Annotated in this window: 18 protein-coding genes; 7 read left to right on the top strand and 11 right to left on the bottom strand. The window is 64.6% G+C overall.

Annotated elements, in window-relative coordinates; translation table 11 throughout:
- Positions 1-90 precede the first annotated feature (90 nt).
- From smc to ACFELO_RS10160, 4 genes are all read right to left on the bottom strand, one after another.
- Positions 91-3,528, bottom strand: coding sequence for a chromosome segregation protein SMC (gene smc, locus ACFELO_RS10175; protein WP_440957656.1), 3,438 nt, complete (start codon positions 3,526-3,528; stop codon positions 91-93).
- Positions 3,529-3,665: 137 nt separating this feature from the next.
- On the bottom strand, positions 3,666-4,388 hold the full coding sequence (locus tag ACFELO_RS10170; RefSeq protein ID WP_440957655.1) for a thioredoxin domain-containing protein: 723 nt from the start codon (positions 4,386-4,388) through the stop codon (positions 3,666-3,668).
- Between the two features lie 78 nt (positions 4,389-4,466).
- Positions 4,467-5,189 carry a thioredoxin domain-containing protein gene (locus ACFELO_RS10165; RefSeq protein ID WP_440957654.1) on the bottom strand — a complete coding sequence of 241 codons (723 nt, stop codon included), beginning with the start codon at positions 5,187-5,189 and terminating at the stop codon, positions 4,467-4,469.
- Positions 5,190-5,206: 17 nt separating this feature from the next.
- Positions 5,207-5,782 carry a DciA family protein gene (locus ACFELO_RS10160; RefSeq protein WP_440957653.1) on the bottom strand — a complete coding sequence of 192 codons (576 nt, stop codon included), beginning with the start codon at positions 5,780-5,782 and terminating at the stop codon, positions 5,207-5,209.
- Positions 5,783-5,835: 53 nt separating this feature from the next.
- Here ACFELO_RS10160 and mutY point away from each other — a divergent pair, with 53 nt between their 5' ends.
- Entirely contained in the window at positions 5,836-6,927 is a 1,092-nt protein-coding gene (gene mutY / locus ACFELO_RS10155; protein WP_440957652.1) for an A/G-specific adenine glycosylase, read from the top strand.
- 101 nt (positions 6,928-7,028) lie between these two features.
- Here mutY and ACFELO_RS10150 read toward each other — a convergent pair whose 3' ends face one another.
- The 4 genes from ACFELO_RS10150 to ACFELO_RS10135 all read right to left on the bottom strand — a co-directional run bounded on the left by ACFELO_RS10150 (position 7,029) and on the right by ACFELO_RS10135 (position 10,529).
- Entirely contained in the window at positions 7,029-8,123 is a 1,095-nt protein-coding gene (locus ACFELO_RS10150; RefSeq protein ID WP_440957651.1) for a site-specific DNA-methyltransferase, read from the bottom strand.
- Positions 8,124-8,206: 83 nt separating this feature from the next.
- Positions 8,207-8,815 carry a ribonuclease HII gene (locus tag ACFELO_RS10145; RefSeq protein ID WP_440957650.1) on the bottom strand — a complete coding sequence of 203 codons (609 nt, stop codon included), beginning with the start codon at positions 8,813-8,815 and terminating at the stop codon, positions 8,207-8,209.
- A gap of 76 nt (positions 8,816-8,891) precedes the next feature.
- Positions 8,892-9,350 (bottom strand): hypothetical protein, encoded by a 459-nt coding sequence (locus ACFELO_RS10140; RefSeq protein WP_440957649.1) that lies wholly within the window; start codon positions 9,348-9,350, stop codon positions 8,892-8,894.
- Between the two features lie 69 nt (positions 9,351-9,419).
- Positions 9,420-10,529 (bottom strand): PA0069 family radical SAM protein, encoded by a 1,110-nt coding sequence (locus tag ACFELO_RS10135; protein WP_440957648.1) that lies wholly within the window; start codon positions 10,527-10,529, stop codon positions 9,420-9,422.
- An 83-nt stretch (positions 10,530-10,612) separates the two neighbouring features.
- On the opposite strand from ACFELO_RS10135, the gene ACFELO_RS10130 reads away from it, so the two are divergent.
- Positions 10,613-11,314 carry a glycosyltransferase gene (locus ACFELO_RS10130; protein WP_440957647.1) on the top strand — a complete coding sequence of 234 codons (702 nt, stop codon included), beginning with the start codon at positions 10,613-10,615 and terminating at the stop codon, positions 11,312-11,314.
- Complete coding sequence (locus tag ACFELO_RS10125) at positions 11,314-11,898, top strand: TIGR04282 family arsenosugar biosynthesis glycosyltransferase (protein WP_440957646.1); 585 nt, start codon at positions 11,314-11,316, stop codon at positions 11,896-11,898. Before ACFELO_RS10130 ends, ACFELO_RS10125 begins: the two co-directional genes overlap by 1 nt.
- On the opposite strand, the gene ACFELO_RS10120 is transcribed toward ACFELO_RS10125, so the two are convergent.
- Positions 11,884-12,669 (bottom strand): uracil-DNA glycosylase, encoded by a 786-nt coding sequence (locus ACFELO_RS10120; RefSeq protein WP_440957645.1) that lies wholly within the window; start codon positions 12,667-12,669, stop codon positions 11,884-11,886. The two genes, ACFELO_RS10125 and ACFELO_RS10120, sit on opposite strands and share 15 nt — an antisense overlap.
- Positions 12,670-12,799: 130 nt before the next feature.
- Here ACFELO_RS10120 and ACFELO_RS10115 point away from each other — a divergent pair, with 130 nt between their 5' ends.
- The 4 genes from ACFELO_RS10115 to ACFELO_RS10100 are packed head-to-tail and all read left to right on the top strand — an operon-like array spanning position 12,800 to position 18,084.
- Positions 12,800-14,473 carry an electron transfer flavoprotein-ubiquinone oxidoreductase gene (locus ACFELO_RS10115; protein WP_440957644.1) on the top strand — a complete coding sequence of 558 codons (1,674 nt, stop codon included), beginning with the start codon at positions 12,800-12,802 and terminating at the stop codon, positions 14,471-14,473.
- Between the two features lie 13 nt (positions 14,474-14,486).
- On the top strand, positions 14,487-16,190 hold the full coding sequence (locus tag ACFELO_RS10110) for a hypothetical protein (protein ID WP_440957643.1): 1,704 nt from the start codon (positions 14,487-14,489) through the stop codon (positions 16,188-16,190).
- A gap of 8 nt (positions 16,191-16,198) precedes the next feature.
- Entirely contained in the window at positions 16,199-17,077 is an 879-nt protein-coding gene (locus ACFELO_RS10105) for a 4-(cytidine 5'-diphospho)-2-C-methyl-D-erythritol kinase (RefSeq protein ID WP_440957642.1), read from the top strand.
- The gene (locus tag ACFELO_RS10100) at positions 17,074-18,084 is read left to right on the top strand and encodes a hypothetical protein (protein WP_440957641.1); all 1,011 of its coding nucleotides are present in this window, start codon (positions 17,074-17,076) and stop codon (positions 18,082-18,084) included. The genes ACFELO_RS10105 and ACFELO_RS10100 overlap by 4 nt, the downstream gene beginning before the upstream one ends.
- A 245-nt stretch (positions 18,085-18,329) precedes the next feature.
- Here ACFELO_RS10100 and ACFELO_RS10095 read toward each other — a convergent pair whose 3' ends face one another.
- Complete coding sequence (locus ACFELO_RS10095) at positions 18,330-19,454, bottom strand: M14 family metallopeptidase (protein WP_440957640.1); 1,125 nt, start codon at positions 19,452-19,454, stop codon at positions 18,330-18,332.
- A gap of 53 nt (positions 19,455-19,507) precedes the next feature.
- A complete protein-coding gene (locus tag ACFELO_RS10090) occupies positions 19,508-20,443 on the bottom strand; it encodes a polyprenyl synthetase family protein (RefSeq protein ID WP_440959913.1) in 936 nt (311 codons plus the stop codon).
- Between the last annotated feature and the right edge of the window lie 161 nt (positions 20,444-20,604).

The raw sequence follows: 20,604 nt of genomic DNA, 5'->3' as shown, positions 1-20,604 counted from the left end.
GACAGGCGCGCGCACCCTATAAGGGGGCCTATACCCTGTCAAGCAAGGTTGCGGACAAGTTAACTCGTTGAACTTTATAGTCTTTGCGGATTATTCCGCAGCCAGCATCTCTTCAGCCGAGCTCAGATTGACCGAGACAAGCTGCGAGACGCCTCTTTCGCCCATGGTCACGCCGAACAGACGGTTCATCCGGCTCATGGTCACCGGGTTGTGCGTGATGACGAGGAATCGGGTCTCGGTCATCGACCGCATCTGCTCAAGCATGGCGCAATAGCGGTCCACGTTCGCATCGTCGAGTGGGGCGTCCACCTCGTCGAGCACGCACACGGGCGCCGGGCTGACCAGGAAGACCGCAAAGATCAGCGCGGTCGCGGTCAGGGCCTGTTCGCCGCCGCTCATCAGGCTCATCGTCTCCATCTTCTTGCCCGGCGGGCAGGCGAAGATTTCAAGGCCCGCTTCCAGCGGATCATCGTTTTCCGTCAGGCGCAATTCTGCAGCGCCGCCGCCGAACAATGTTTCAAACAGGGTGCGGAAATGCCCGTCCACCACTTCGAACGCATCCAGAAGGCGGGCTCGGCCTTCGCGTGACAGCGTGTCGACCGCCTTGCGCAAGCGCGCGACGGCTTCCAGCAGGTCATCGCGTTCTCGCGACAATCGCGTGCGTTCAGAATCAAGTTCTCGCGCTTCCTCATCGGCGCGCAAATTCACCGCGCCCAGACGCTCACGGGTGAGGCGGGCCTCATCCAGGCGCCGTTCCAGCTCATCCGATGTCAGCTCGGCGAATTCGCTGCCTGCGGCGATCCGTTCGAGCGCACGCGGTTCTTCGCCCGTGGCGTCTTCCAGCCGTTCGGTGGTTTCGGTCAGACGTTCTTCCGCTGCCGTCAGTCGCGCCTGCGCCGCAGCGCGGGCTTCGCGCGCATTGGCGCTGATCTTCTCGGCTTCGCGCAGGGCCGCATCCTTCTCGCGTTGAAGCGATTCGGAATTGAGCACGGCTTCGCGGGCAAGGCTGGCTTTTTTCTCGGCCTCGGTCAGCGCATCCAGAATAGCATCGCGCTGGCCTTCCAGCGTTTCGGGCTGGCTGCGGGCGGTTTCAAGCTCGGTCCCGGTCTGGCTGATCTGGGATTTCAGCGCTTCGACCTGATCTTTCGAGCGCTCATGGCGACGATCCCAGTCCGCTGCTTCGCGCTCCAGCGAGGCGATGCGGTGACGACGGCCCTGGGCTTCGCGTTTGACCGATTCCAGTGCGGCGCGCGCATCCGCCGCCTTTCCACGGGCGCGTTCAGCGCGGTCGCGCGCTGCTATAAGGGCATCCTGACCATCATCCTCGCCGCTCACCGCCTCAAGCGCCTCCTGTGCGGCGGCGTGCAGCTTGCGGGCGGTCTCAAGTCGGCTCTGTGCACGGCCCACCGATTCCACCAGACCTGCCCGGCGCGCCTCGGCGCGAGCGGCCTGGGCGCGCGCGGCAGACAAGGCCTGCTCGGCGTCGCGACGGCGATTCTCGGCCTGTTTCAGAGCCGAGCGCGCTTCATTGAGTTCGGCTTCGGCGTCCAGGCGCGCCTGATGGCTCTCTTCCGCCAGGGTCTGGGCGCGCGCGGCGCCCCGGCGGGCGGTGTCGAGTTGCGGCGCCAGATCGGCCAGACGGTTGCGGGTTTCCAGACGCACGGCGGCGGCTGACGGCGCGCCCGCCTCGCTGGCGAAGCCGTCCCAGCGGCGCAGGGCGCCCTCCCTGGTCACAAGGCGCTGGCCCGGTTGCAGGCGTGGGCTCAGACGTTGAAGATCAGCCGTATCCACCACGCCAATCGCTTTCAGACGCGGCCAGAGGGCGGCGGGCGCGTCCACATGCTCAAACAGCGATTGCACGCCATCGGGCAGGGCGGGCGGGTCGATCTCGGCGCCTTGCCAGCGCCGGGCGGAAGAAGCGTTGAGCCCGGCCTCCAGATCATCACCGAGCGCAGCGGCCAGAGCCTGCTCATAGCCCGCAGAGGCGCGCACTTCATCGAGTGCGCGATCACCTTCGTCGGAGCTGGCCAGCAGGCGTTCGAGCCCGGCGATTTCGCGCTCGAGCGCACGCACATCAGCCTGGGCGAGCTGGACCTCCTCACGCGCGGTCTGAGCGGTGTTGCGGGCGGCCTCGGCGGCCTCATCGAGATTGGCGATCTGGCCGGATTGATCCTCAACCGCTGCGTTGGCGTCATCCACATCGGACTGCAGGCTCTCAAGATCGGGGCCGACAACATCATCAAACCGGTCCAGCGTCGCCTGGGCGTTCTCCGCTTCAGTGACAAGCGTCGCGACCTGACGCTCGGCCTGATCCAGCTCACGCTGGGCGCCGTCCCGTCGCGCCTTGATCTGGGCGACGGCGTTGGACGCGGCGTCGAGATGCTGTTCGGCCTTGGCGCGGTCGGTGTCGGCGTCGGTGAGCACCGCTTCAGCGCGGGTCTGGGCGTTCGCATCATCCGCCGCCTGATCGCGGGCATGCTTGAGCTGGCCATGCAGGCGCTCATGGGCGGCCTGGGCTTCTTCCAGAAGCTCGCTTTCGCGCTTGAGCGTGCCGGTCAGCTCCATAAGGCGCGCTTGCCCGCGTTTGATCGCGGCGCGGGCGGCTTCTATATCGCGTTCCAGCTGGTCGCGAGCGCGTTCGGTGTGGCGCAGGGCGGCGGCGGCTTCCGCTTCGGCTTCGCGCAAGGGCTGAACGGCGCTCTGGGCCTGCTCGGCCTCGATCATGGCGCCCGCTGACGCGCGCAAGGCCAGCTCGGCCTCGGCGTCGGTTTCCTTGAGCTTCTGCCGCGCCGTCTCGACGGCTTCACCGGCTTCTTTCCAGCGGCGAATCCAGAGCAGGGCTTCAAAATTACGGATGGTCTGGGAGAGATCGCGATAGCGGCCCGCCTGCTTGGCCTGGCGTTGCAGGGCGGCGTGGCGGCTATCAAGGTCCTCCACGATTTCCAGAATGCGATCGAGATTGGTCTCGGCGGCGGCGAGCTTGAGCTGCGCCTCGCGGCGACGGGCGCGCAGGCCGGCGACGCCTGCCGCTTCTTCCAGCACCCGGCGGCGGTTTTCAGGCTTGGCGTTGATCAGTTCGCTGATCTGGCCCTGACGCACGAGAGCGGGCGAGTTTGCGCCCGTGCCCGCATCGGCGAACAGCAGCTGGACATCCTTGGCGCGGACTTCCTCGCCATTGATCTTGTAATCCGAGCCCTTGCCGCGCGTGATCCGGCGGACGACCTCGAGCATGTCATGATCATTGAAACGGGCCGGGGCGCGCTTGTCGGTATTGTCGACGACGAGGGTGACTTCGGCATGGTTGCGGGCCGGACGGCTGTCAGTGCCGGCGAATATCACGTCTTCCATGCCGCCGCCGCGCAGGGATTTCGCCGAGGTGGCGCCCATCACCCAGCGCAGGGCTTCAAGCAGGTTGGATTTACCGCAGCCATTGGGACCGATAATGCCGGTCAATCCGGCGTCGATCCGCAGCTCGGTCGGGTCAACAAACGATTTGAAGCCGGCCAGGCGCAGCTGGGTGAACTTCAACCTCAGACCTCCACTGGCGCTGAACGCCGGTTTTCCGGTCTGTCAGTCGCCGCCATCCCTGCCGAAACCTGTTTCGGCGTAAACCCTTCGCAGGCGATCTGAGGGGAGACCGCCTGCAAAAGGTCTGCGCGGGAAGGCTAGCCTTCCGCACGCGCTTTGAATAGGGCGATGATTCGGTCCCAGGTGTCTCGGGAAAACGAGGCGGGGATTTCGCCCTGGTCGTCGATCAGGATCTCGCCGTCGACCGCATAGACCGGGCCTTCAGCGCCCGCTTCCTGTTCCAGATGCTGGCCGTTGATGATGAAGCTCGGGGTCGAGCCGATGCCGTCGCGGACGGCCTGCAGGTTGGCTTCTTCCACGGCTTCCAGGATTTCCTGATTGGTCATGCAGGCGCGGAAATCCTCGTCCGAGAAGCCGGCCGAGCGGGCGATGGACTGGAACTGGCCTTGCGCATTGCCTTGCTGCATGGCGCTGAACAGGGCGCGTTGCTGTTCAAACAGAACGTCCAGAACCTCCATGTACTGATCTTCAGGCGCGCAGCGGGCCAGCATGAAGCCGGCGCGGGCGAGGTTGGGCTGGCCGGTCAGCATTTCGCGGAAGACGAAGCGGACATCGCCGCGTTCAACGGCGTCATCAATGGCAGGCTTGCCCTGGGCGTGAAAGGCGGCGCAGCCCGGGCAGGAGGTGGAGGCGTACTCAATGATGGTCACCGGAGCGCCCGCGGGACCAACGCCGCGATCGCCTTCGCGCTCATAGGAGGAATGACCGTCCGAGGCGCCGCCGCCCGAACAGGCGGTCAGCATCACGGCGCCGGCGACTGCGGCGGCGAGGGTGAGGGCGCGGCGGGTGAAAGTCGTCACGTGATCAACTCCAATCAGGGTGTCTGGCCGGCATCGGAATAGCGCGCCGGTCTTTGAATTCAGGTCAGCTTAGCGGGCTCACTCGCCCTTATACAGGGCGATGATGCGGCGAACGGTTGCGGCCTCGTGGTCTGCGGGGATGACGCCTTGTGAATCGGCGAGCGGCTGGCCGTTCACGGTGTAGACATAGCCTTCACCGGATCCATTTTCTTCGGCGATCAGATGGTCGCCATTGATGATGAAATAGGGGGTGGAGCGCACGCCGTCTTCAGCCGCCTGCCTGTTGTGCTCCTGAACCGCAATGACGGCTTGTTCATTGCTGAAGCATGCCTGCACGTCTTCAGGGCTGAAGCCGAACTCGCTCGCGATTTCATTATAGCGGTCCAGCGCCTCGCCGGTCTGCATGGCTTCATAGATCGAGCGCATGTTCAGGAACATCGCGTCGATGACCTCGAAATACTGGTTGTCCGGCGCACAGTTGGCCAGGGCGAAACCGGCGATGGCGATATTGGGCTGGCCGGTGATCATCTCGCGAAAGACAAAGCGCACATCGCCCGCATCGATCGCTTCGCGAACGGCGGGGAAGCCCACTTCCTGAAAATGAGCGCAATGACTGCAGGCGACGGATCCGTATTCGATGAAGGTCACGGGGGCGTCGGCTTCGCCCATCACGCGGTCGGTCGCGCGCACTTGCCCGGCCTCAGCCTGGGAGAGCGTGGTGGCGTTCTGCGCCAGGGCGGCGCCGGATACGAACAGGGCGGCGGCGATCGCGGTCAGGCCGCGGCGGGTCAGTGACAACACATCAGTCTCCGGTTGCGTCAGTCGCGTGTGGATTTGGGCGGCAGGCTGACGCCTTCACGCCGTTCGATCTCTTTGCGCCAGTTTTCAAGCGTTTCTTCAAGGGTCAGCGTCCGCTCTGACGCAGATGTGACCTTGATGATCCGGTTTGTGACGGGACGGGCTTTGGGTTTCGGCGCAGAATTGAGCGGGCCCTGAATGATCTTCAGCTTGCTCGGCTTCTTGCCCGAATAGGCCGCGACCCGCGCCAGTATCTGGGCCGATTGCGCCTCCACCAGCGTTGCGGCGGGGCCCTGGGCCCGAACGACCAGGGCGCCAGACTGGAATTTCTCCGGTCGGGTCAGCTTCGCCAGTTGCGGGCCGACAATCTCGGCCCATTGCGCGTCCAGCTCGTGACGGGTGGGGCCTGAGAATTTCTGCGACAATGGCTTGATCAGCGCACTCATGGCGCGATCTACACTCGGCGGAGGCTTGATAGCGGCGCGGCCCCGGTGTTCGCTCATCCAGGCCGACGCGTCCGCCTCGTCACGCGACGTGCGGGTTCCGCGTGCGATCAGATGCCGGTTCGGCGTTGACGAAAGGGGCGGTCGCTTCATGGTGCGCACCATCGCGCCGTCACGCCGTTCTGGCAAGCATGAGAGGACAACCCGTGCCGCCATCCGCACAGCCCGCGCTGCCTGCCCCGGATCTGCAAGCTGCGCTTCTGGACTGGTATGACCGAGAAGGGCGCAGCCTGCCCTGGCGCATCCGGCCTGAAGACCGTGAGACGGGCGCGGTCGCCGATCCCTATGCGGTCTGGCTGTCGGAAATCATGCTGCAGCAGACGACCGTGCCGCATGCCACGCCCTATTGGGAGCGTTTCCTGACGCGCTGGCCGACGGTGACGCATCTGGCGAACGCCCCGCGTGAGGATGTGCTGGCGGCCTGGGCGGGGCTTGGATACTACGCCCGCGCCCGCAATCTGCACGCTTGCGCGCAAAATGTCGCCTATGAGCTGGCGGGTGCGTTCCCCAGCGATCTTGAGGGGCTTCTGGCCCTGCCGGGCGTGGGCGATTACACCGCAAACGCCATCCGCGCAGCCGCCTTTGACCAGCCCGCCAGCGTGGTGGATGGCAATGTGGAGCGGGTGATCACCCGCATGGTCCGGCTTCAGACGCCGCTGCCGAAAGCCAAGCCGCAGATCAAGGCGATTGCGGCTGGGTTCGCCTCGGTTGAGCGACCCGGCGACTATGCGCAGGCGATCATGGATCTCGGGGCGACCGTGTGTACGCCGAAATCTCCCGATTGCGCGGCGTGTCCGTGGTCACACTGGTGCGCAGCGCGGGCCGAAGGCGATCAGACCCGCTATCCCTTGAAAGAGAAGAAAAAGCCCAAGCCCGTGCGTCACGGCGCCTGTTTTCATATATTGCGCGACGGCGCCATCTGGCTGCGCCGTCGGCCTGAGACGGGGCTTCTGGGCGCGATGATGGAAGTGCCGGGAACGGACTGGCGCGAAGGCGGGGTTTCAGAGGAGGAGGTCGCGAGCGCTGCGCCGTTTGAGGCGGACTGGCGAAACGCCGGTCAGGTGCGCCATGTGTTCACGCACTTTGCGCTGGAGCTTGACGTGCTGTGCGCGATCGCGCCCGCGGGCTGGACGCCGGAAGAGGGCGGCTGGACGGCTTTGTCAGAGCTGAAAGAGGCGGGGCTGCCCAGCGTGATGATGAAGGCGGCGAAGCTGGGGCTGGAGACGCGGCTTTTGTAGCGCCAAAAAAGAATGGGTCCCCGGGTCAAGCCCGAGGACCGAAATGTGAGGCGTCAACATGTCGGCCTTCGGACTTGATCCGGAGGACCATGCGGCAAACCCTAGACCTGCATTTCCGCGCGAATGCGGGCGCGCAGTACGTCGATCGGGGCGAGGGCGCCGCCCTGGCGCACATGCCAGAAGGTCCAGCCATTGCAAGACGGCGCGCCCTGCACATGGGCGCCCATCTGGTGGATCGAGCCGGCCTGACCGCCTGCGATCACCGTGCCGTCCGCGCGCACTTGCGCAGTGCGGCGGCCTTGCGCGCAGTAAAGCGTGTCGCCGGGTTTCAAGAGACCGGCTTCCACCAGCGAGCCAAACGGGATGCGCGGCAGGGCGCGTTTGGACTGGGTGACCTGCAGCAGGTCTTCGCTGGTGGGGTTGATGGCGGCGATGCGCTTGCGCGCCACATCCGCGTAACCGGGATCAGCCTCAATGCCGATATAATGACGGCCGAGTTTCTTGGCGACGGCGCCCGTGGTGCCGGTGCCGAAGAAGGGATCAAGCACCACATCGCCAGGGTTGGAGGTGGCCAGAAGCACGCGATGCAGCAGGCTTTCAGGCTTTTGCGTCGGGTGGGCTTTCTTGCCGTCCTTGTTCTTCAGACGCTCGCCGCCTGCGCAGATCGGCAGGGTCCAGTCCGAGCGCATCTGCACGCCGTCATTCAGCGCCTTCATGGCGGCATAGTTGAAAGTCGGGCGGGCATCCTTGGTTTTCGATGCCCAGATCAGGGTCTCGTGCGCATTGGTAAAGCGCGTGCCCTTGAAGTTCGGCATCGGGTTGGACTTGCGCCAGATCACGTCATTGAGGATCCAGAAGCCCATATCCTGCAAGAAGGCGCCAACGCGGAAGATGTTGTGATAGCTGCCGATGGTCCACAGCGCGCCATTGGGCTTGAGCACCCGGCGCGCCTCTTCCAGCCAGGCGCAGGAGAACAGGTCATAGGCGTCAAAGTCGCCGATCTGATCCCAGTCATTGTCGACCGCGTCCACCTTGGAATTGTCCGGGCGGTGCAGGTCGCCGCCAAGCTGGAGGTTGTATGGCGGATCCGCGAAGATCAGATCGACGCTCTCATCGGGAAGCGTCTTCATCACCTCGGCGCAATCGCCCTCCAGGATGACATCGACTGGAATCTTGTTATTCGTTTTCACTGACACCTCAACCGCCCTTCTGTTCGCAACAGCGCTGATTCCCTGAGGGGTGAATCGTTTCGGCTTACCCGATGGTTAAGGCCGATTCATTATGTGTTGCTCCAGAGGCCGCGCGCCTGTCTGGCCTGCTGTACCGGGGCATAGCTTAACCGATGGATCGGCGCGGCGCCGAGTTTTTCGAGCGCGGCTTTATGGCTGGGGCTGGGATAACCCTTGTGTCCGGCCAAGCCATAGCCGGTAAAGCGGTTTTCCGCCTCGATCAGGATCTGGTCGCGCAAGGTCTTGGCGATGATGGACGCAGCGCCAATGCAGGCTTCGCTGCCATCCCCGCCCACAATCGCCCGCGCCGGCGCGGTCAGGCCGGGCGGAACACGATTTCCGTCGATCAGGATTTCGTGAGGCTGGACGCCCAGCCCCTGAACGGCGCGGACCATGGCCGCCATGGTGGCGTGCAGGACGTTCAGGCGGTCGATCTCGACCGGTTCGGCGATCCCGACGCCAACCCGCGCCTCGGCCCGGATGATGGCGGCCAGCGCCGTGCGGCGCTTTTCACTGAGCTTCTTTGAATCATCGAGCTGATCGAGCGCGGAGAAGCCTTCGGGCAGGATCACCGCCGCGCACACAACAGGGCCCGCAAGCGGGCCGCGACCGGCTTCGTCGACACCGGCGATGAGAGGTGTGGGGCGCGTTTCAGGCATGGCGGGGGCTCTGTCCGACTTCAGCAAAGCCCCCTCGTGCCTTGGAATGGCGGCCCGGACAAGTCTGCAGCCGTTTCTATTCGGGCACGGACTCAAATTCGATGAGCAGCACGCGCGGTTCCTCGTCGATCATGCGAAAATTCAGGGTGAGCAGATAGCGTTCGGTCTCGTTGAAGGTCAGCGCCATGACCAGGTCGTGCTGGGTGCCGCTTCCGCCGCCGATGCGCGTATAGGCCGAGGTCTCTGACTGCACGAAACGTTGACTGTCGGGCGTGACGTCCGGAAAGGCGGCGAGCAGGGGATCGAGGGCCCCGCCGCTGCTGAACTGGATGCGCGCCAGCGGGTGGGCCATTTCCAGCAAGCCGTCGCGATCCTCTTCCACGAGAAGCGTGACCATCTCTTCAGCGGCGGCGATGACCCTGTCGTCCATGGTCTCGCGGATCATGGAATCAACGCTGCCGGACCCGCAGGAACCAAGCGTCATGACGCCGGCGGCCAGCGCGGCGCCCAGAATGAGTGTTCGGAAAAGCTGCATGAGAACCCCCTTTGCTGGGGGAAGTCTGCAGGCGGGCGATATCCTGTCCATGACCTGAACAGGGGGGGATCAGAACAGGCTGAGCTGGTCCTCTGTGTCGAGCGGGCGTTCAAAGAGGTCACAGCGCAGTTTCACCCGGTCCTTGTCCAGACCATAGCGGCGTACCCCGGCGCGGAAGCGCTTGGCGATCATGTCCGCGATCGGGCCCTGGCCCCGTCCGCGTACATGGAAATCAGAGCTGTAATCCAAGCCGCCGCGGGTATCGCGCACCATGTTGATCACCTTGTCCGCGGCGTCGGGCTTCACCTTGCGCAGCCAGTCATGGAAGAGATCGCGCACTTCGAGCGGCAGGCGCAGCAGCACATAGCCCGCGCTTTGCGCCCCGGCATTGGCCGACGCCTTGAGAAGGTTTTCGATCTCGTGATCGGTAAGACCGGGAATGACCGGCGCGGTCATCACCATCAGCGGCACGCCCGCATTGGAGAGCGCCTCCATCGCTTCAAGACGGCGTCTGGGGGTTGCGGCCCTGGGCTCCATGGCGCGGGCAAGCTTGCGATCCAGCGTGGTGAGGGAGATCGCAGCCTTGACGAGCCCCAGGGCCGCAAGTTCGGACAGGATATCGAGATCGCGGGTGATCGCGGCGGATTTGGTGATCAGGCTGACCGGGTGCTTGAAACGCAGGCAGACCTCAAGGATCGAACGCGTCAGGCGCAACTGGCGTTCAATGGGCTGATAGGCGTCGGTATTGGCGCCGATCACGATCGGTTCAACCTGGTAGAAAGGCTTGCGGAATTGTTGTTCCAACAGACGCGCGGCGCCGGGTTTGAAGAACAGCATGCTTTCAAAGTCCACGCCCGCCGAATAGCCCCAATAGGCGTGGCTGGGCCGCGCATAGCAATAGATGCAGCCATGTTCGCAGCCCCTGTACGGATTGATCGACCGGTTGAAGGAGATATCCGGGCTGTCATTGGTGGCGATGATGGTGCGGCTGTTGTCCTTGATCAGGGTGGTGCGGATCTGTTTCGGTGCAGCGTCGCTCTCGCCCCAACCATCGTCGAAGGGCTCGCGCGTGTCGCGTTCGAAGCGCCCCGACGCATTGGATGTGGCGGCGCGGCCGCGCGGTTGCAGCGGCTCGGGAAGGGGGCTCATGCCCCGGGCGGGAACAAAGCGTGCGGTCATGTCCTGACGGTGACTCACAGATCGGAACATAGCAAGAACATTTTTGCATTGACTCCTCAGCGGCGCCGGAGTTTCTCACTCCCATGAGCCAGATCATCACCCTCCTGCCCACTCTGAACGCCAACACCCGTCTGGAGCGCACGCTGCAAAGCCTGGCCGAGGCCGAGCGCGCTGGCCTGTCCGCAGGCTGGATTGTGGCGGATGGCGGATCCACGGATGGCACGCCGCAGACCGCACGCCGACTGGGCTGTCATCTGGTGCAGGGCCCGAAAGGGCGCGGCGCCCAGCTCGCTGCGGGCGCCGCCTATGCCCGGTCGCGCATAAGGCCTGATGACTGGATGCTGTTCCTGCACGCCGATACGCGCCTGTCGCCGGGCTGGTCGACCGAGGCGATGGCCTTCATGCAAGCGAATGCGCACCGGGACCGGGCCGCGTATTTCCGCTTCACGCTGGATGACATGTCCCATCGCGCGCGACGGCTGGAACGCGCGGTCGGCTGGCGCTGCCGCACCTTCGGCTTACCCTATGGCGATCAGGGCTTGCTGATCCGGGCGGACTTTTATGATCGGCTGGGCGGGTTCAAGCCCTGGCCCTTGTTCGAGGATGTCGATCTGGTGCGCCGGATCGGCAAGCACAGGCTCTGGCCCCTGACCGCGCGGGCGGAAACGAGCGCGGAGAAGTTCCTGGCTGACGGCTATCGTCGCCGGTCGATGAAGAATTTGGTTTTGCTGGCGCGCTATTTTCTGGGCGCCCGGCCCTCCGACCTTGCCAAGAGCTATCGCTGATGTCCCGTCCCCGGCTTGTGGTTTTCGTCAAGGCGCCCGTGATCGGCGGCGCCAAAACCCGCCTCGCCAAGGGCATCGGCAAGGTGCAGGCCTGGCGGCGTCACCGCGCCATGACGGCGACGCTCTTGCGGCGCCTTCAGGATCCGCGCTGGGAGACGGTGATCACGCTCAGCCCGGACCGCGCTCTCAAGCGCCGTTTTCCCGGCGTCTGGCCCGCGCACTTGCCCCGCGCCCTGCAGGGCGGCGGTGATCTGGGCGTCCGTCAGGCGCGGGTGTTCGCCCCTCGCGCGCCGGTGTGCGTGATCGGGTCGGATGCGCCCCAGATCACGCGCGCGGACATCGCTGCGGCGTTCTCAAGCCTCAAACGCCATGACGCCGTGATCGGCCCGGCGGAAGATGGCGGCTATTGGCTGCTGGCGCTGAACGGCCCGGCCCCGGAAGGCCTGTTTGACGGCATGCGCTGGTCTCATGAAGAGACCCGCAGCGACTTGTTGCGCCAACTTCGCCTGCACGGGCTGGAGCGCGTGAAACAGCTGCGTCCCTTGCGGGATGTGGATGAGGCGTCGGATCTAAAGCCCCGCTAGCTTCGCCTTCAGGCTCAGCAAATCCTGCCAGCTTTTCGCTTTCTCCTGCGGGCGACGCAGCAGGAAGGCGGGGTGATACATGGGCAGGGCCGGGATCACGGTTCCATCGCCGAGCTTGTAGTCATGCCAGCGTCCGCGCAGCGCCATGATGCCGTTCTTTGAATGCAACAGGCTTTGCGCGGCGATCGCGCCGGCGAAGACGACCAGCTTGGGCCGGATCAGCTCGATATGGCGCTCTGCGAAGGGCAGGCAGGTTTCGATCTCGGCGTCGGTGGGCTTGCGATTGCCCGGCGGGCGCCAGAACACGACATTGGTGATGTAGGCGCCGGTCTCATCAAGACCGATCGCCGCCAGCATCCGGTCCAGCAAATGCCCGGTCGGTCCGACGAAAGGAACGCCGTCGCGATCCTCGTCCCGGCCCGGCGCCTCGCCAATGATCATGACATCCGCCTGCGGATTGCCGCGTGCGAACACGGTCTGGGTGGCGGTCGCCTTGAGCGGGCAGCCGTCAAAGGCCTCGAGCGCCTGTTTGAGCTCGTCGATGGTCTGGGCGGCCTGCGCCATGGCGCGCCCGTCCTGGGTGGGCGCAACGCCGAATCCCGCCTGTCGCGCCTGGGCGCCGGTCGCGCGCGCTTCGACCGATGGCGGCGGCGCGGGCTGAGTGGATTTCGGGGCGGGCAAAGGCGGCAGCGCCTCGACGCCGGACTGCTCCCACCAGCTGATCAGGCTCTTCAGAGCACGGATGTCTTCAGGGTTCAGCGGGGCGGTCATGGCAGGGCGCAGGTCCGATCTGGTCCGTGTGAGGCTTCACCCTAGCTCATAGCGCAAGGCTGGGTTAATACGAAAGGGAATGCGGCGCCAGCGAAAGAGCGCGGCAGGGGCTGAGACTGTAGGAGACGACATGGCCGACGGGTCTATCGAGCGCGAATCCATGGAATATGATGTGGTCATCGCAGGGGCTGGTCCGGCCGGCCTGGCGGCGGCCATCCGGCTGAAGCAACGCTGCGAAGAGACGGGGCAAGACCTCTCCATCGCCGTTCTTGAAAAGGGCTCCGAAGTCGGCGCGCACATCCTCTCGGGCGTCGTTTTCGATCCCAAGGCGCTCGACGAGCTGCTGCCCGATTGGCGCAATGATCCGAGCCAGCCGTTCGACACCCAGGTCGAGGAAGACGTCTTCATGGCGCTCGGCGAGGCGGGATCTGCGACGATCCCCGGCTTCGGCATGCCGCCTTTCATGCACAATCATGGCTGCTATGTCGGCTCGCTGGCGAATGTGTGCCGCTGGCTGGCCGAGAAAGCCGAAGCCATGGGCGTGGAAATCTATCCCGGCTTCCCCGCCGCCGAATTCATCGAGGAAGATGGCGTCGTCAAAGGCGTGATCACCGGCGATATGGGCGTGGCGCGTGATGGCGGCCACAAGGACATGTACCAGCCCGGCATGGAGCTGCGTGGTAAGTATGTGCTGATCGGTGAGGGCGCACGCGGTTCGCTGTCCAAGCAGCTGATCGCGAAATACGGCCTCAGCGAAGGCCGCGACCCGCAGAAATTCGGCATTGGCATGAAGGAACTCTGGCGCGTGAAGCCGGAGAATTTCAAGAAGGGCCGGGTGCAACACACCATGGGCTGGCCGCTGGACAACACCACGGGCGGCGGCTCTTTCCTCTATCATTTCGGCGACAATCTGGTCGCGGTCGGTTTCGTCGTTCACCTGAACTACAAGAACCCGCACCTGTTCCCGTTCGGCGAATTCCAGCGCTTCAAGACGCATCCGGACATCGCCCCGATCTTTGAGGGCGCCGAGCGTCTGTCCTATGGCGCGCGGGCGATCACCGAGGGCGGCTATCAGTCCGTGCCCAAGCTGACCTTCCCGGGCGGCGCGCTGATCGGCTGTTCGGCCGGTTTCGTGAACGTGCCCCGCATCAAGGGCAGCCATAACGCCATGAAGACCGGCATGATGGCCGCCGAAGCCGCGTTTGACGCCATCGTTGAAGGCCGTCAGGGCGACGAGCTGACCGCCTATGCCGAGGCCTATGACAAGTCCTGGGTGAAAAAAGAGCTCAAGACCGTTCGCAACGCCAAGCCGCTCTGGACCAAGTTCGGCACGGTGCTGGGCGTGGCGCTGGGCGGCATGGATATGTGGACGAACTATCTGTTCGGCTTCTCGATCTTCGGCACGCTCAGCCATGGCGGCACCGACGCCGAGGCGCTCAAGCCCGCCGACAAGTGCAAAAAGATCGATTATCCCAAGCCCGATGGCGTTCTGACCTTTGACCGCCTGTCCTCGGTGTTCATCTCCAACACCAACCATGAAGAAGATCAGCCGATCCACCTCAAGGTGAAGGACCCGGCGCTGCAGAAATCATCCGAGTATGATGTCTATGGCGGCCCGTCCGCACGCTATTGCCCGGCGGCGGTGTATGAATGGGTGACCCCGGACGAAGGCGGCGAGCCCAAGTTCGTGATCAATGCGCAGAACTGCGTCCACTGCAAAACCTGCGACATCAAGGATCCGAACCAGAACATCAACTGGACCACGCCCGAAGGCGGCGGCGGTCCCAACTATCCGAACATGTAAGGGCGGGGCGAGCATGCGCCCCGCACCCGGCCTTCGCGCCGCGCTGAGAACTGCTCTGGCCACGGGCCTTGTGCTGGGTCTCAGTGCGTGTGCGAGTACGCCTTATCCCGGTTTCGACCAGGATGAGCGTTCGGTCTATGGCTCCTATCTTGCGGCCCGATACGCCAGCTCTGCGCGTGAGCTGGACGCCTCTGCCGCGTTTTACGCTGACGCTCTGGAGCGGGCTCCGGAATCGGGTCTGATCTCCCAGCGGGCCTTCTTCGCCGCGCTTGTCGCGGGCGATTTCGATAATGCGGACGCGGCTGCGGAAGTCGCTGCGAATGATCCCGAGACCGCCCAGATCGCCGAGCTTTACTGGCGCGTCATCCAGCTCGGGCGAGGGCGCGAGGCGCCGACGATCAGCAATACGCCGATCGGGCCGTTCTCCACGCTGGTCAGCTCGATCCTGTCAGACTGGGATATGATCGCGCGCGGCGGTGAGCCGTCCTGGGCGCAGACCGAGATACATCTCGAGAGCGCAGAGCTGGTCCCGGCCCAGCAACAGATGCATCGGGCGTTGGTGTATGAAACGCTGCGCAAGCCCGAGGCCGCTGAAGAAGCCTACCGGCAGGCGCGGGATGGCGTGCCTGGCCTGAACGGTTTCAACACTGTGATGTATGGCGCCTTCCTGGAGCGACAGGGGCGTCGCGACGATGCGCGGGCGCTTTATCAGGCCGCGCTGGAGGAGTTTGCAAGCGATCGCCCCGATATCGAGGCGGCTCTGGCGCGTGTCGAGCGCAATGGGCGCGCGCCGCGACTGCCCGCGCCACGGCAGGCGGCGGCGCGCGCGCTGTTTCCGCCGGCTTCGCTGATCAGCAGCCGCGCTTCAGGCGAGTACACCATCCTGTTCCTGCGCGTGGTGCAACGGCTCGACCCGGAGTTTGACACCAATACGCTGACCATCGCCCAGCTTCTGGACAATCTCGACCTGCAGGACGCAGCTGTGGCGGAATATCGCAAGATTGATGACGGTCCGCTGCTTGAACAGGTGACTGTGAGCCGGATCTGGTTGCAATTCCGCATGGACCAGACCGAAGCTCTGGTGGATGAGGCGCGCGTGCTGGTGCAGGACGACCCGACACTGTCTCGTCGGCTCTTGCTGGCGGACATGCTGCGCGTCACCGATCGCTGCGCCGAGGCCATCCCGATCTATGCAGACGTTTCCGCCCAGGCGGAAGCCGAACGCGGTCAGGCGGACTGGCGGTTCGTGTTCTATCACGCCGCCTGCGTGGAAATTGCGCAGGACTGGGATGCGGCGGCGCCGTTGTTTGAGCGGGCCCTGGACCTGGCGCCGAACGAACCCATGCTGCTCAATCATCTGGGCTATAATCTGATCGTCGAGGGCGAGCAGATGGAGCGCGGCCTTGAAATGGTTGAACGCGCCGTGTCGATCGAGCCCTCCAATGGCGCTATCGTGGATTCCCTGGGCTGGGGCCAGTTCAAGCTGGGCCATATTGAAGAGGCGATCTTCTGGCTGGAACGCGCGGTTACCCTCAGCCCCGATAGCGGCACCAATAACTGGCATCTGGGCGATGTCTACGCCGCTGCCGGACGCACGCTCGAAGCCGAGTTCCAATGGCGGCGGGCGCTTGAGCTTGATCTGGATGAGGATGAGCGCGCCCTTGTGGAGCGCCGTCTGGAGCTCGGGCTGGACGCCGGACCGCCTGATCTGCCATGAGCGGCGACATGACTGAAGCAGCCACAGAATTCGCTCCGGCGAAGGTCAACCTGACCCTGCGTGTCGGCGGACCGCGCGCCGATGGCTACCATCCGCTGGACTCGCTTGTGGTGTTTGCAGACTGGGGCGATACGCTGACGGCGCTGCCCTCTGAAACGCTGACGCTCAGCCTGAGCGGGCCAGGCGCGGAGGGTCTGAAAGCGGACCCGCAGAACCTTGTTCTCAAGGCCGCCTATGCGCTGCGCGCCGCCGCCGACAAGCCCGAGCTGGGCGCGAGCCTGACGCTCGACAAGCATTTGCCGGTCGCGGCCGGGCTGGGCGGCGGGTCTTCGGACGCCGCCGCCGCCCTGCGCATCCTCAACCGGGTCTGGGATCTGGGCTTTTCCATCAAGCAACTCGCCGAGATCGGCACGGTGGTGGGCGCGGATGTGCCCGCCTGCGTGCATGCGCGACCGCTACGCATGGAAGGGATTGGCGAGCGGGTGACCCCGCTGATCGCCTGGCCCGGACTGCACGGCGTGATCGTGCACCCCGGTGCGCCAGTGCCCACGGGACCGGTCTTCAAGGCCTATGACGCGACCGAGCCGGGGCGGCTGTCGCCCGGCAAGCCGATGATCGCGGGCACGCTGGATGACGCCATCGATCGCCTGCTTCTGGACGGCAATGACCTTCAGGCGCCTGCTATCGCGCAAACGCCTGTGATTGCGACGGCGCTGGAGGCTTTGGCCACACAGCCGGGTTCACGTCTGGCGCGGATGTCCGGTTCCGGAGCCAGCTGCTTTGCACTGTTTGAGACCTCGGACGCCGCCCAACGCGCGGCGACCGCCCTGACACAGACCCATCCGGACTGGACGGCGCGCGCCGTGGTCTTTGGAGGCGCGGCGTGAGCGCGGCGCTGATCGCCATGGCGGCAAGCGCCGGACTGGTCAGCCTCATCGTCTCGTTTCTGGTGCTCAAGGGCGGCATTCTCGATTTCCCCAATGCGCGCTCAAGCCATAGCGCACCCACGCCGCGGGGCGGCGGGCTGGGCGTGATGGCGGGCGTGGGGGCAGGCGCGATCATCGCCAGCCTGTTTCCGCTGAGTGCGTCAGCTCTGGGTGGCGTGCTGGCGGTGACCTTGCTGTTCGCAGCCCTGGGCTTTCTCGACGATCTGTTTGTGCTGGATGAGCGGCTCAAGCTTATCGCTTTCATCGCTTTTTGCCTGGGCATGGTGGCCGTAGCCGGTCCGGTCAGCCGCTTTGGCCTGACCTATGAGCTGGGCTTTGCCCTGAACCCTCTCATTGGCTGGATCGGTTCGGCGCTGTTTGTGTTTGTGGTCGTGAATGCGGCGAACTTCATGGACGGCTCGGACGGCATTCTGGCCACCGTGATGATCCCGGCCGGGGTCGCGCTCTGCGTCGCGGGATTGGCCGCAGGCGTGATGACGTCCGTGATCGCAGGCGTGCTGCTCGCGGCGAGCCTGTCAGGCTTCGTGCTGCTCAACTGGCCGCCGGCGAAGTTGTTTGCCGGGGATATCGGCGCGCTGGGGGCCGGGGCGCTCTATGCCGGCGGGGCGCTGGCGCTCGTCAATCACGGCTTTTCCGGCACGCTCTGGCTCGCGCCGCTCTTCGTTCTGGTGTTTCTGGCGGACGTTTTGCTGACGCTCTTGCGTCGGGCGCGCCATGGCCGCTTCTCACTCTCCGCCCATCGTGAGCATGCCTATCAGCGCCTGATTGATAGCGGCTGGAGCCATCAGGCGATCGCGCTGGTCTATGGCGGGCTGACGGCTGTAATCGGACTGACAGGGCTTGTCGCTGCGCAGATCATGGACGGCGCCGTGCCGGTGGTGTTTGCCGTGTGGGTCTTGGTGCTGACCGGCCTGCATGTCTCGGTCGGGCGGGTTGTCGGGCGGTAGACCGCTTCTCGTTTAAGCCTGTCATCCCGGACGCGAAGCGACCCGGGATCTGGCGGTTCACGAAAACCCTTCTCACTGTCATCCCCCGCTTCATGCGGGGGATCCATGCCGGTTGGTTGGATCACAAGTCACGGCATGGATTCACCGGATAAACCGGTGAATGACAATTGGAGAGAATAAAGCGTGGCGCTTTATCCGGAGAAAGGTCCCGGGTCTCGCTATGCTCGCTCGGGAATTCAGTCAGATCAAAGCCGATCCAGCATTGCGCGGATGGCGTCGAGCTGGCTGGCGCCGAGCTTCATGGAGCGCTCTGCAGACCAGCCATAGATCTCGTCCGGCATGTCCGCATTGTCCTTGAAGGGCATTTCCAGCGTCATGGCGAGGCAGCCGAAATGATGGCGCATCCAGTGGGTGGCGATGGAGAGGTCGGCGCTATTGGGCGCATCGACCGCATAGCCGAACTCGGTCTGGAAATCGGGATTGAAGCGTTTCAGCTCGGTTTTGTAGCCGTCGAGCTTCTTCTGATCGGCGTCCGTCCAGCCTGGCACGCCTTCGGCGCCCGCGATGAAGTTATAGGGCAGGCCCTCATCGCCATGCATGTCGAGGAAGAAATCCACCCCGGTCTCTTCCATCGCGTCGAGCACGCATTTGACTTCCGGTGAATTCTCCGCGCTCGCCTTGTCCCATTCACGGTTGAGATTCACACCTTTCGCATTCGTGCGCAGATGGCCGCGGAAGGAGCCGTCCGGGTTCATGTTCGGCACGATGTGGAAGACGGCCTTGCCCAGAAGGTCGCGGGCCACCGGGTCATTGTCATCGAGCAGGCGTTCCAGAAGGCCCTCGGCGGCCCATTCGGCCATGCTTTCACCGGGGTGCTGGCGCGCGGTGATCCACAGTGTTTTCTTGCCCTCGCCCGGCTCGCCCACGGTCAAACGGTCGATATCGCGACCGTCCAGCGTTTCGCCAATCACATCGAGCGTCACGCGCGGATCGGCCTGGCAGGCGGCGATCAGGGCGTCATGACGGGCCATGGAATAGGGCGCAAAGTAAGCGATCCACACCGCGTCTGCGTCCGGGGTGAGGGTGAGGGTCAGCTGGCCGTCCGTGTAGGAGGTTTCGATCCGCTCCCAATGCTCACGGTCTTCAGAGGCGACGGCCTGATACCCGTCCCAGCCGTCAAGATAGGCCGCGCCGCCCGCGTTCTCGATCACCATGCGGCAGGTCTGACCCTTCGCGCCCGACAGGCGGAAATGGAACCATTGATAGAAATCCGAGCCATTGTCCTTCTTGATCTCAAGGCGGATGTCCTTGGGATCGGACGCGGACTTCACAACGATATTGCCGGAATCAAACTGGCTGGAGATGCGCATGGCGGACCTTTGCGTTGCGGATGTGAAAAGGGCGGCCAAGGCCGCCCATGAGACTAGTAAGCGCGCTCGACGACGAACTCTGGAAGGGCGGCCAGCGCCTCGGTCCATTCGTTCTGCGGTGCGATCTTGAGCGCGTTGACCGCATTCGCAGCGTGTGTGCGGGCGGCTTCAAGCGTGGCGTCGAGGGCGCCGTGCTTTTTCAGGATGGCCAGCGCCTCGTCAAAATCAGCGTCGGTCTGTTCGCCGTCGCTGATGACGCGTTTCCAGAAGGCGCGCTCGCGGGCGTTGGCCCGTTCCATGGCGAGGGCGACGGGCAGGGTGATCTTGCCTTCGCGGAAATCATCGCCGGTATTCTTGCCCAGCTCTGCAGCCATGCCGCCATAGTCGAGCGCATCATCGACAAGCTGGAAGGCGAGGCCCAGCTCGCGGCCATAGGTTTCCAGTCCGTCCTCGACCGCCTTGTCCGAGCCGTGAAGGATCGGGGCGACCTGGGCGGCGGCGGAGAACAGGGCCGCAGTCTTGGCATCAATGATGCTCATATATTCGTCGCGGCTGATGTCGATATTGCGCACGGCGGCCAGCTGGCGCACCTCGCCCTCGGCGATCACCGAGGCGGCGCGGCTCAGCACATGCAGGGCGTCCATGGAGCCTGCATCCACCATCATCATGAAGGAGCGCGCGAACAGGAAATCGCCAACCAGGACCGAATGGGCGTTGCCCCAGACGGTGTTGGCGGGCGCCTTGCCTCGGCGCAGCTCGCTCTCATCGACCACATCGTCATGCAGCAGAGTGGCGGAGTGAATGTACTCCACCGCAGCAGCGAGGGAGACGTGGCCGTCCCCTTCATAGCCCAGCATGCGGGCGGCGGTGACGGTGATCAGGGGGCGGATGCGCTTGCCGCCTGCCGCGACCAGATAGTCGGCGGTCTGCGGTATGGAGCGCGTGGCGCTGGCCATACGTTCCTCGATCACGGCCTCCACGGCGGCCATGTCATCGCTGGCGAGCGTCGCCAGCCGGATCACCGGATTGACCGGCTGTTCCTGAATGTCTGCCTGAGGGAGTCCGTTCACCCCGAGCCCCTTGATGTTCTCGTTCAGCGCGCCGCACAATAGGGAGCGCCCCCTGAAGCGGCAAGCACGCGACGCTGTGC

The sequence above is a fragment of the Oceanicaulis sp. LC35 genome (genome assembly GCF_052055585.1).
In the GTDB taxonomy this organism is placed as follows: domain Bacteria; phylum Pseudomonadota; class Alphaproteobacteria; order Caulobacterales; family Maricaulaceae; genus Oceanicaulis.
The sequence above is the reverse complement of the archived record's forward strand: the minus strand, read 5'-3'. Positions and strand labels throughout refer to the sequence as shown.